The 11167-nt window shown below is 65.1% G+C and carries 11 protein-coding genes; 10 read left to right on the forward strand and 1 reads right to left on the reverse strand.

Annotated features, from left to right (window positions below; genetic code table 11):
- Positions 1–56 precede the first annotated feature (56 nt).
- From truB to AC3A4Z_RS18380, 10 genes are all read left to right on the forward strand, one after another.
- Complete coding sequence (gene truB, locus AC3A4Z_RS18335; RefSeq protein ID WP_498713084.1) at positions 57–1037, forward strand: tRNA pseudouridine(55) synthase TruB; 981 nt, start codon at positions 57–59, stop codon at positions 1035–1037.
- A gap of 2 nt (positions 1038–1039) precedes the next feature.
- Positions 1040–1393, forward strand: a complete 354-nt coding sequence (locus tag AC3A4Z_RS18340; RefSeq protein ID WP_498713086.1) for a hypothetical protein — start codon at positions 1040–1042, stop codon at positions 1391–1393.
- A gap of 19 nt (positions 1394–1412) precedes the next feature.
- On the forward strand, positions 1413–1874 hold the full coding sequence (locus AC3A4Z_RS18345) for a hypothetical protein (protein ID WP_493970538.1): 462 nt from the start codon (positions 1413–1415) through the stop codon (positions 1872–1874).
- Between the two features lie 129 nt (positions 1875–2003).
- Entirely contained in the window at positions 2004–2987 is a 984-nt protein-coding gene (locus tag AC3A4Z_RS18350; RefSeq protein ID WP_493970539.1) for a bifunctional riboflavin kinase/FAD synthetase, read from the forward strand.
- A 38-nt stretch (positions 2988–3025) separates the two neighbouring features.
- Positions 3026–3880, forward strand: a complete 855-nt coding sequence (kynA, locus tag AC3A4Z_RS18355) for a tryptophan 2,3-dioxygenase (RefSeq protein WP_498713089.1) — start codon at positions 3026–3028, stop codon at positions 3878–3880.
- Positions 3877–5145 (forward strand): kynureninase, encoded by a 1269-nt coding sequence (gene kynU / locus AC3A4Z_RS18360; protein WP_498713091.1) that lies wholly within the window; start codon positions 3877–3879, stop codon positions 5143–5145. The genes kynA and kynU overlap by 4 nt, the downstream gene beginning before the upstream one ends.
- 198 nt (positions 5146–5343) lie before the next feature.
- Positions 5344–5613: a 30S ribosomal protein S15 gene (gene rpsO, locus AC3A4Z_RS18365; RefSeq protein ID WP_043452786.1), complete on the forward strand. Its 270-nt coding sequence runs from the start codon at positions 5344–5346 to the stop codon at positions 5611–5613.
- 243 nt (positions 5614–5856) lie between these two features.
- Entirely contained in the window at positions 5857–8118 is a 2262-nt protein-coding gene (locus AC3A4Z_RS18370) for a polyribonucleotide nucleotidyltransferase (protein WP_498713108.1), read from the forward strand.
- A 126-nt stretch (positions 8119–8244) separates the two neighbouring features.
- A complete protein-coding gene (locus AC3A4Z_RS18375) occupies positions 8245–9588 on the forward strand; it encodes a M16 family metallopeptidase (RefSeq protein ID WP_498713094.1) in 1344 nt (447 codons plus the stop codon).
- A gap of 119 nt (positions 9589–9707) precedes the next feature.
- Complete coding sequence (locus AC3A4Z_RS18380; protein WP_498713096.1) at positions 9708–10226, forward strand: DUF1579 domain-containing protein; 519 nt, start codon at positions 9708–9710, stop codon at positions 10224–10226.
- A 59-nt stretch (positions 10227–10285) separates the two neighbouring features.
- Here AC3A4Z_RS18380 and AC3A4Z_RS18385 read toward each other — a convergent pair.
- Positions 10286–11167 (reverse strand): HNH endonuclease signature motif containing protein (locus tag AC3A4Z_RS18385; RefSeq protein WP_498713098.1); only part of this gene is annotated, 882 nt, incomplete at its 5' end.

The raw sequence follows: 11167 nt of genomic DNA on the forward strand, positions 1-11167 counted from the left end.
CAGGGCCTGTTGGCGGGTGGGCGGGAGCCGGGACCGGCGCCGATATACTGGGAAGCGTGCTTTCTGGACTGGTGATAGTGGACAAACCGCAGGGATGGACCAGCCATGATGTGGTTGGCCGGATGCGGCGCATCGCAGGGACCCGGAAAGTAGGGCATGCCGGCACGCTGGATCCGATGGCAACAGGCGTCCTGGTGGTGGGCATCAACAAGGCCACCCGCCTGCTCACCTACATTGTGGGCACGTCCAAGACGTACACCGCCACCATCCGCCTCGGTCAGTCCACCGTGACGGACGACGCCGAAGGTGAAGTGACTGCCACGGCTTCCACTGCGGAGGTGGCTGAGCAGGCAATTCACGACGGCGTCGCCGCCCTTACCGGTCAGATCCAGCAGGTGCCCAGCAGCGTCAGCGCCATCAAGGTCAACGGCGAACGCGCCTACGCGCGCGTCCGCTCGGGCGAAGAGGTCAAGCTCGCGTCCCGCCCGGTCACCATCCACCGGTTTGAGGTCCACAGCATCAGCAGGGACGCAGCGGCGGACGTGGTGGACCTGGACGTCACCGTTGAATGCTCCTCAGGAACCTACATCCGCGCGCTGGCACGCGACCTCGGCAACGCCTTGGGCGTCGGTGGACACCTCACCGCCCTGCGGCGCACCCACGTGGGACCGTACTCGCTGGAGCAGGCGCGCACCCTCGAACAGCTCGCCGAAGAGCTCGACGTCCTCGACATGGCCGACGCTGCCCGGGCACTGATGCCCAACCGTGAGCTCAGCCCGGAAGAAACCACCGAGATCTCCTTCGGCCGCCGGATTGCCGCCGGCGCGGCTCCCGGCGCCGGTGCCACTGCCGAACATCCCGCGGCCGCCTTCGCCCCGGACGGAAGCCTGGTGGCGCTCCTGGCCGATGCCGGCAGCTTCGCCAAACCCGTCCTGGTCTTCGCGCCTGGCGCCGGTGGACCCTCGACCGGGCCGGACACCTCCAAAGGCCCGGACACCTCCAAAGACCCGGGCACCGGCACTTCCGGGGCGGCCTGAGCGTGGACGCGTATTTCTACATCATCCTGGTGGTGGGGTTGCTGTCCACCGGGCTCTGCCTGCTGGCGGGCATCCTGAAAAAGGCGCCGAACGACATCACCATCCTTTCCGTGGCCGCCGTCGAGGTGGCACTGGTGGTGTACCTGGTGGGATCCATCGTGCGCGTCATCGGCGGTGAGCCCATTGCCGGGGAGGCGTGGGAGTTCTGGGGATACCTTGCCACGGCCATGCTGCTGCCGCCTGCTGCCGTGTACTGGTCCATCCTGGAACGCACCCGGTGGAGCAATTTTGTCCTGGCCGCCGTTGGCGTCACCGCACTGGTGATGGCCGCCCGAATGAACCAGATCTGGTACTGAAGTGGAAGAAGCACGCAACGTGAAAAACCAGAACCCCGCCGCCGCCAAGGGTGCAACCGCCGCCGGCAAGGACGCCCCGGCAAGGAACACCCGGAACACCGGGCCGGGCCGCCTGCTGATCGCCGTCTACGCGGTGTTCGCCATCTCAGCCACCGCCCGCGCCGGGTACCAGATCCTGACCAAGTTCTCCGAGGCTCCGCTGGCGTACCTGCTGTCCGCGTTTGCTGCGCTCGTGTACGTGGTGGCCACCGTGTCTTTGGCGAAGGCCGGCAGCACCTGGTTCAAGGTGTCCGTGGCAGCGGTCCTGGTTGAGCTGGTGGGCGTGCTGGTGGTGGGTGCCCTGAGCGTGTTCGACTCCGTCCAGTTCCCGCACGAGACGGTCTGGTCCCTGTTCGGCCGGGGCTACGGGTTCATCCCGTTGCTGCTGCCCGTGCTGGGCCTGGTGTGGCTGTACCGCCGGCGGCCCTCCTTGAATGCCTGACCGCCCCGCGGCCGGGAAATCGGTTGGCCGGTGGCAAAGCCGCACCGCTGAGTGCGGGTAATCTTTAGAGAGTTCCGTGGCCGGTACGGTCCTGAACGTTGATTTGCACGCAGTTTAAAGGCGAGGGTGATGGTCTACATCTGGAACGATCCGTCCGAGGTCCCGGCGGACTTCGGCCCATCTGTTGTCACCTTCGGCAACTTCGACGGGGTGCACCGCGGCCACCAGCAGGTCTTGTCCGAGCTGATCCGCACCGCCCGGCTCACCCGCTCCAGGTCCGTGGCCGTCACCTTCGATCCCCACCCCGCCCTGATCCACCGTCCAGAGTCGGCCCCCGAGCTGATCATGGGGCTGCAGGACAAGCTTGAAGCCCTGGGGGAGCTGGGCCTGGACGGCATCCTGGTGATGAAGTACTCCCTGGACCTCGCCAGCCTCACCGCCGAAGAGTTCGTGCAGCAGTTCCTGGTGGACAGCCTGCACGCCAGCCACGTGGTGATCGGCCATGACGCCCGGTTCGGCCGCGGCAATTCCGGCGACCTGGACACCATGAAGGCGCTTGGCCAGAAGTTCGGATTCGAAGTCCAGGTGATCAGTGAGTTCGGCTCCGAGGGCTACCCCCTGCATGACGACGACGGCAAGGACCGCCGCTGCTCGTCCACCTGGGTGCGCGAAGCCCTCCAGGAGGGTGATGTGGCCACTGCCGCCGCCGTCCTTGGCCGCCCGCACCGGATGCGGGGCGAAGTGGTCCATGGCGCTGCCCGCGGCCGCGCCCTCGGATTCCCCACCGCCAACCTGTCGTCCAACGCCAGCGGCCTAATCCCCGCGGACGGCATCTACGCCGGCTGGCTGGTGGACCAGGCCGGGACGCGCTGGCCCGCGGCCATCTCCGTCGGGTCCAATCCCACCTTCGACGGCGTCAGCCGCCAGGTGGAAGCCCACGTCATTGACCGCCCACGGGAAGCCGTGGAGGACTTCGATCTGTACGACCAGACAGTGGTTGTCGAATTCGTGGCCCGGTTGCGGGGCATGGTGGCTTACCGTGGGCCTGAAGCGCTGGTTGACCAGATGCGCCTGGACGTGGTCCAGGCGCACGATTTGCTGGCCAGGCGCTAACCGTCCGCAGGCCAAGCGCCGCAGCGAAAGGCAGTACCGTGTCCGTTGAGAAGAACACCAGGAAACTGGACGAAGGTATTGTCCGTGATTTCAGCTCACGGATGAGCTACGCCTCCTACCTGCAACTGCCAACGCTGCTCAGCGCGCAGCACCCAGTCAGCGAGCCCGAACACCATGATGAAATGCTGTTCATCATCCAGCACCAGACCACCGAGCTGTGGCTGAAGCTGGTGCTGCACGAGCTGCGCAGCACGGCTGGCTGGCTCCGGAACGACGACCTGGGCTCGGCGCTCAAGGGCATCGCGCGGGTTAAGCACATCCAGAAGACCCTCACCGAACAATGGTCGGTGCTGGCCACCCTGACCCCCACCGAGTACTCGCAGTTCCGTGGTTTCCTGGGCCACGCCTCCGGGTTCCAGTCCAGCCAGTACCGCGCCGTGGAGTTCATCCTGGGCAACAAGAACGGCAAGATGCTGTCCGTCTTCGAGTCCGATCCCGAAGCCCATGCCATGCTGGAGCAACTGCTCAAAGCGCCCAGCATCTACGACGAATTCCTCGCCTACCTTGCCCGGCAGGGCTTCGACGTGCCCCGGTCCGTGCTGGAACGGGACGTCACCCAGGCCCACGAATTCAGGCCGGAACTCGTTCCGCTCTTCAAGCACATCTACGAGAACGCGGCGGACAACTGGGCTGCGTATGAGGCCTGCGAGGAGCTGGTGGACCTGGAGGACAACTTCCAGCTCTGGCGCTTCCGGCACCTGCGCACGGTGCAGCGGACCATCGGCATGAAAGCGGGAACCGGCGGCTCCAGCGGCGCCGCATTCCTGCAGAAGGCCCTCGAGCTGACGTTTTTCCCGGAACTATTCGCCGTCAGGACGGAGATCGGCCAATGAGCATCCAGCAACAGCCTGCTGCGCCAGGCGCAGAAGCGGCAGGAGCCTCCCTGCAGCAGCGCGCGGACGAACTGGACCGCCAGGACCCGCTGGCCCGGTACCGGAGTCTCTTCATCGGCACTGACACGCCGCTGTCCTACCTGGACGGGAACTCCCTGGGCCGGCCGCTGAAGCGGACAGCCGAGGACATCGGCGCTTTTATCCGCGACGGCTGGGGCGGCCGCCTGATCCGGGGCTGGGACGAGGAATGGCTGGAGCTGCCCCAGGCCATCGGCGACCAGCTGGGCCGGGCAGTGCTGGGCGCTGCGCCCGGGCAGACCATCATCGCCGATTCCACCACTGTGGTCCTGTACAAAATGATCCGCGCGGCCCTCGCCGCCGTGGCGGACCCGGACCGGAACGAACTGGTCCTGGACACCGGAAACTTCCCCACGGACCGGTATCTGGTTGAAGGCATCGCCCTTGAGGAGGGCCTGACCCTGCGCTGGATCGACGCCGATCCCGCTGCCGGGGTGACCGTTGACCAGGTGCGCCAGGTGGCGGGGCCGCGCACCGCCGTCGTACTCCTGAGCCATATTGCCTACCGCTCGGGCCATATGGCCGACCTGCCGGCCATCACCGAAGCAGTGCACGACGCCGGTGCGCTGGTTGTGTGGGACCTGTGCCATTCGGCAGGGTCGGTGGAGCTGGACCTGGACGGTGCCGGCGTGGACTTTGCTGCCGGCTGCACCTACAAGTACCTCAACGGCGGGCCGGGATCGCCCGCGTTCGCTTACGTCAACCAGCGCCACCTTGCCTCGCTCAACCAGCCCATCTGGGGGTGGATGGGGCGCAAGGACGCGTTCGAGATGGCTGCCGGGTATGAGCCGGCTGCCGGCATCCGCGGATTCCTCAGCGGGACGCCGGCGATTTTCGGGATGCTCGCCATGCGCGGCACGCTGGACCTCATCGAAGAGGCAACCATGGCAGCCCTACGGGCCAAGTCGGTGCAGCTGACCACCTTCGCCATCGAGATCTTCGAAGCCTGGCTGGCGCCCCTGGGTGTGGAACTTTCCACGCCCCGGAATCCGGGGGAGCGGGGCAGCCACATCACGCTGGACCATCCCGCCTTCGCCAAGGAGGACGTGGCGGGGTTGTGGGACGAAGACGTCATTCCGGACTTCCGGGCTCCGCATGGCATCCGGGTGGGCCTCTCGCCGCTGAGCACCAGCTTCGGGGAGGTCCTGCACGGGATGGCGGCAATCCGGGACCGGCTGAACCGCTGAGTTCTGCACTGTTTCGACAAGATTGGGACGGGGCCGGTAAACTGGACGATGGATCCGGCTGCAGTCCGTGGCGGCTGGTTCCTGTTGCGTGCAGTACTGCCCGGGATTTCCATTTTGGAGACCCTTGACATGTTGCGCCGGCAGACCCGGCAGTGAGTTTCTGACCTGGGCCCTCACGGCACATCCCTAGGAGTTATTGTGGCACTTGACGCCGCTGTAAAGCAGTCCATCATCAAGGAATACGCAACCGCAGAAGGCGACACCGGTTCACCGGAGGTCCAGGTTGCTGTCCTGACCCAGCGGATCAAGGATCTGACTGAGCACATGAAGGAGCACAAGCACGACTACCACACCCAGCGCGGTCTGCTGGCCATGGTTGGTCGCCGCAAGCGCATGCTGAGCTACCTCAAGAAGACCGACATCGCCCGCTACCGTTCGCTCATCGAGCGCCTCGGCCTGCGCCGCTAGTCGGACTTAGGGGCGGCCCTTTCCAACGCGGAACGGGCCGCCTTCTTCAAATAGAAAATTAAACAGGAGGATCAACCGCATCACGCATTCGCGGTCCTCGGTAGTGATCCCCGGGAACGGCTTCGTTGACTGAAGCCGGCGGCCCGTGGGTCTCGATCGATGACCGGGTGCAGGGCCAGTAGACAGATGCTGGCCGGGTTGATGCGGCTGGACTTCCGTCAAACAGAAACGGAGGTGACTCTCTTGGAGGGTCCCGAAATCCAGTTCTCGGAAGCAGTCATTGACAATGGCCGTTTCGGCAAGCGCGTAATCCGCTTCGAAACCGGCCGCCTTGCCAAGCAGGCAGCCGGCGCAGCCATGGTGTACATCGACGATGACACCGCACTGCTGTCCGCCACCACTGCCGGCAAGCACCCGCGTGAAGGCTTTGACTTCTTCCCGCTGACGGTCGACGTCGAAGAGCGCATGTACGCTGCCGGCCGTATTCCGGGCTCGTTCTTCCGCCGTGAAGGACGCCCGTCCACCGAAGCCATCCTGGCCTGCCGTCTGATGGACCGTCCGCTGCGCCCCGCCTTCATCAAGGGCCTGCGCAACGAGGTCCAGATCGTGGTCACCGTGCTGGCCATCAACCCGGACGAGCTCTACGACGTGGTGGCCATCAACGCCTCCTCCATGTCCACCCAGCTTTCCGGCCTGCCGTTCTCCGGCCCCATCGGCGGCGTCCGCGTTGCCCTGGTTGCAGACGAAAACGGTTCACAGTGGGTTGCTTTCCCCAAGCACTCCCAGCTGGAAAACTCTGTCTTTAACATGGTGGTTGCCGGCCGCATTGCCGGTGACGACGTCGCCATCATGATGGTCGAAGCCGAAGCTACCGACAACTCCTGGAACCTCATCAAGGAACAGGGCGCCACCGCCCCCACCGAAGAGGTTGTTTCCGAGGGCCTCGAGGCTGCCAAGCCGTTCATCAAGGCACTCTGCGATGCCCAGGCCGATCTCGCCGCCCGTGCTGCCAAGCCCACGGTCGAATTTCCGGTCTTCCTGGACTACGAGGACGACGTCTACGCCGCTGTTGAGTCCGCCGCCGCTGAGAAGCTGGCTGCTGTCTTCCAGATCGCAGACAAGCAGGAGCGCGACAACGCTTCTGACGCACTGAAGGACGAAGTCATCTCTTCCCTCGCCGGCCAGTTCGAAGGCCGCGAGAAGGAGCTGTCCGCAGCGTTCCGCTCGGTCACCAAGCACGTGGTGCGCCAGCGCATCCTCAAGGACCAGATCCGCATCGACGGCCGTGGCCTGACGGACATCCGCCAGCTCACCGCTGAGGTTGAGGTGCTGCCGCGCGTTCACGGTTCGGCCATCTTCGAACGCGGCGAAACCCAGATCATGGGTGTCACCACGCTGAACATGCTGAAGATGGAACAGCAGATCGACTCGCTGTCGCCGGTGAAGACCAAGAGATACATGCACAACTACAACTTCCCGCCGTACTCCACCGGTGAAACCGGCCGTGTCGGCTCCCCGAAGCGGCGTGAAATCGGCCACGGTGCCCTCGCCGAGCGCGCGCTCGTGCCGGTCCTGCCGTCCCGCGAGGAATTCCCCTACGCCATCCGCCAGGTATCCGAGGCCCTCAGCTCCAACGGTTCGACGTCGATGGGTTCCGTCTGCGCCTCCACCCTCTCAATGCTGAACGCCGGTGTGCCCCTGAAGGCCGCCGTCGCCGGTATCGCCATGGGCCTGGTCTCCGACCAGGTGGACGGTCAGACCCGCTACGCGGCACTGACCGACATCCTCGGCGCTGAAGATGCCTTCGGCGACATGGACTTCAAGGTTGCCGGTACCTCCGAGTTCGTCACGGCCATCCAGCTGGACACCAAGCTCGACGGTATCCCTGCCTCGGTGCTGGCAGCAGCCCTGAAGCAGGCCCGCGAAGCCCGCCTGCACATCCTCGAGGTCATCAACTCGGCCATCGACACCCCGGACGAGCTCTCCGAGTTCGCACCGCGCGTCATCGCCGTGAAGATCCCCGTGGACAAGATCGGCGAGGTCATTGGCCCCAAGGGCAAGATGATCAACCAGATCCAGGAAGACACCGGCGCCGACATCTCCATCGAGGACGACGGCACGGTCTACATTGGCGCCACCAACGGCCCGTCTGCAGAAGCAGCACGCTCCGCCATCAACGCCATTGCGAACCCGCAGGTCCCGGAAATCGGCGAGCGTTACCTGGGTACGGTCGTCAAGACCACCACCTTCGGTGCCTTCGTGTCGCTGACCCCGGGCAAGGACGGCCTCCTGCACATCTCCGAACTGCGCAAGCTGGCCAACGGCAAGCGCGTGGACAACGTGGACGACGTTGTCTCGGTGGGCCAGAAGGTCCAGGTGGAGATCACCAAGATTGACGACCGTGGAAAGCTCTCGCTCGCCCCGGTAGTTGCCGAGGAAGAAGGCGCCGAGGTGGAAACCGAGCGCGCCCACACGACGGAGCCTGCCGAAGGCGCTGACGTCTAACAGCTCCGGCTTGCGGGCGAAGCCCGAAGCACTTGCATGAATCGGCGGGGCCGGTGGATGATCCACCGGCCCCGCCGCTGTTACGATGGCAGCCAGATCCCGGCTGCCCCTTTTTGAAAGGCCTCAATGACTGTTGTACCCCTGCCGCTTGAGCAGAACCACCGCGGCGACACCCTGGTCCACAGCCCCGACGGCGGCTCGGAAGTCCGGCGTTCGGTGCTGCCCGGGGGAGTGCGGGTCCTGACGGAGGCCATGCCGGGGCAGCGGTCTGCGACCATCGGCTTTTGGGTTGGCGTGGGGTCACGGGATGAGGCGCCGGGACAACACGGGTCTACCCACTTCCTGGAACATCTCCTGTTCAAGGGGACCAAGCGCCGGACCGCCCTGGAGATCGCCTCCGCCTTCGACGAGGTAGGCGGCGAATCGAACGCTGCCACGGCCAAGGAAAGCACCTGCTACTTCGCCCGCGTTCTCGATACTGACCTGCCCATGGCCATCGACGTCATTGCGGACATGATCACCGGAGCGGTTCTGGACCCTGCTGAGATGGAGCAGGAACGGGACGTCATCCTTGAGGAGATCGCGATGGACAGCGATGACCCTACGGACGTAGCCCACGAACACTTTGTGTCAGCCGTTCTTGGCAACCACCCCCTCGGCCGGCCCATCGGCGGCACGCCGGACGCCATCAGGGCCGTGGCCCGCGACTCCGTGTGGGAACACTACCAGCGGTACTACCGCCCGGACGAGCTGGTGATTACCGCGGCCGGCGGCCTGGAACACAACGTAGTCTGCGACCTGGTGGTGGACGCCCTCGAGTCCGCGGGCTGGTCGCTGAAGACCGACGCCGCACCTGTCGAGCGGCGGTCCACCGACCGGGCCCTGATCACCGGTACTGCAGGCCTGCACGTGGTTAAGCGTGCAGTGGAGCAGGCGAACATCATCATGGGCTGCCCCACCATCGTTGCCACCGACGACCGCCGCTATGTCATGAGCGTCCTGAACGCAGTACTGGGCGGCGGCATGTCCTCGCGCCTGTTCCAGGAGATTCGCGAGAAGCGCGGCCTCGTTTACTCCACGTATTCCTTCGCGTCCTCCTACGCAGACGCCGGTTACTTCGGCATGTATGCCGGTTGCACGCCCTCCAAGGTGCGCCAGGTCCTGGACCTGCTGTCCATCGAGCTGGAGAAGCTCGCCGAGCATGGAATTTCCGACGACGAGCTCCGCAAAGCTGTTGGCCAGCTCGGTGGCGGCATCGTGCTGGCCCTCGAGGACACGGGCTCGCGGATGTCCCGGCTGGGCCGGGCCGAACTCGTCTCCGGTGAGTACCAGGACATCGACGAAACGCTGCGGCTCATCAAGGCTGTAACTGCAGAGCAGGTTCAGGACCTGGCGGCGGAGCTGGCTGCGGCACCTCGGACTGTGACAGTTGTGGGACCCTTTGAAGAGACCGAGACTTTCGGGCTCTGACCGGGCACGCTGCGGGGCTTAGCGGGAACGGCTTGATTCAGCAGGAACGGCTTGGCTTAGCGGGAACGGCAGGACTTGGCTGGTAACCCGGCAAGATTCTAGCTCTGGAGGTGAGGGACGTGGAACGGACCTCGCCCAGCCGCGCGCCGCGTGCCCTGGCTGGATTCCTCGGCCACTGGCGGGGGAGTACCCGGTTCGCGTCCGGTGCCTGGGGGCCTGAGAGGACTGTCGACGCCGAGGTGACGTACACCCCGGTAGCTGGCGGGTCCGCGGTGGTGCAGAGCTACAGTCACCGGGAACCGGACGGGACGCATTTCGAAGGCCACGGCATCTTCACTGTCGATCCGGATCACCAGGACGTTTTCTGGTACTACGTGGACAACGCAGGCCCGGCACCGGCCGAAGCGGCCCGCTGCACATGGCACAACGGAGCCCTGCGGGTGGAGCGTCATGGGGGTGCCGGGTGGACCCGCCACACGTTGCGCGTCGATGGCGATGTATTGACGCATGTAACGGAGCTTCGTACCCGAGGCGACAAAGCCGTGGGGGACAGCGGGGTGAGCGAGGAAACGGGAGTGGTCGACGGGACTGGCTCGGCCTACGTCCCGTTTATGACCTCCTCGTTCCAGCGGAGCTGACGGTTTTCCGAGCAGCCTCGGACTTCAGAACAGCGTCGGACTCCAGATCGTCGGCGGTTTCAGGAGTTGACCATGTCCCACTCCCGCTTCCGCTGCCACTCCTTGAGCGGGTCTTTGGGCAGTGTCGGCGGGTGGGCGTAGAAGTCGTCCCAGATGGGATCGTCGGGCGAGAAGTCGTGGGGATCTTCAAGGTTGTCATCGCTTGGCTCTGCAAAGGGCGGGTAAAAGTCCGGGAAGTCCGTGAACCCGGGTGATTCCGTTGCGGGTGAATCTTGCGGAGGCGTCAGGAATCCGGCCGTTTCGGTTGCACGGGTCAGGCGTCCTGGCGTTTCGGTTGCATCCTTTGCATGCGTCAGCAGCCCGGGTGTTTCCGGTGCAGGGACGGGGAATTCGGGTGTTTCCGTTGGAAGGGTCCGGGGCCCGGCTGTGTCGGTTGCACGGGTCAGGAGTCCGGGTGGCCATTGGGGTGGTTCCCAGTCGTGGTGTTCGGCTTTGTAGTGTCGGCCGGTGGGTGAGGTCCAGCCGGGTGGTTCGTTTTGGGTGGCCGGGGTGGGCGTCCATCCGGTGTTGTGTTTGAGGTGGTGGTGCTTGGGGCAGAGTTGGGCGAGGTTGCTGATGCCGGTGTTGCCGCCGTGTTGCCAGGCTTGAAGGTGGTCTGTGTCGTTGTCCAGGGATGGGTTGTTGCAGCCGGGGAAGGTGCATTTTCCGTCCCTGAGTTGCAGTGCTTTTTTCATGGGTTTGGTGAGGCGGTAGTTGGTGCGGCCGATTTCCAGTGGTGCCCCGTCGCGGGGGTCGACGAGGACGCGGTAGAAGGAGCTGGCACCGTTGGCGAGGAGTTTGCGGGCCATGGAGGCGGGGATCGGGCCGTAGCCGTCCAGGTTTGCCGGTTCGTCCGTGATGTCGAATAGGGCGAGTACCGGCACGGTGACCAGGACGTCCGC

The organism is Arthrobacter sp. Soil_C_49, assembly GCF_057656635.1.

Coding starts and splice junctions, on each gene's coding strand:
- AC3A4Z_RS18375 (WP_498713094.1), top strand. CDS start 8,245: ATGACTGTTGTACCCCTGCCGCTTGAGCAGAACCACCGCGGCGACACC.
- AC3A4Z_RS18350 (WP_493970539.1), top strand. CDS start 2,004: ATGGTCTACATCTGGAACGATCCGTCCGAGGTCCCGGCGGACTTCGGC.
- kynU (WP_498713091.1), top strand. CDS start 3,877: ATGAGCATCCAGCAACAGCCTGCTGCGCCAGGCGCAGAAGCGGCAGGA.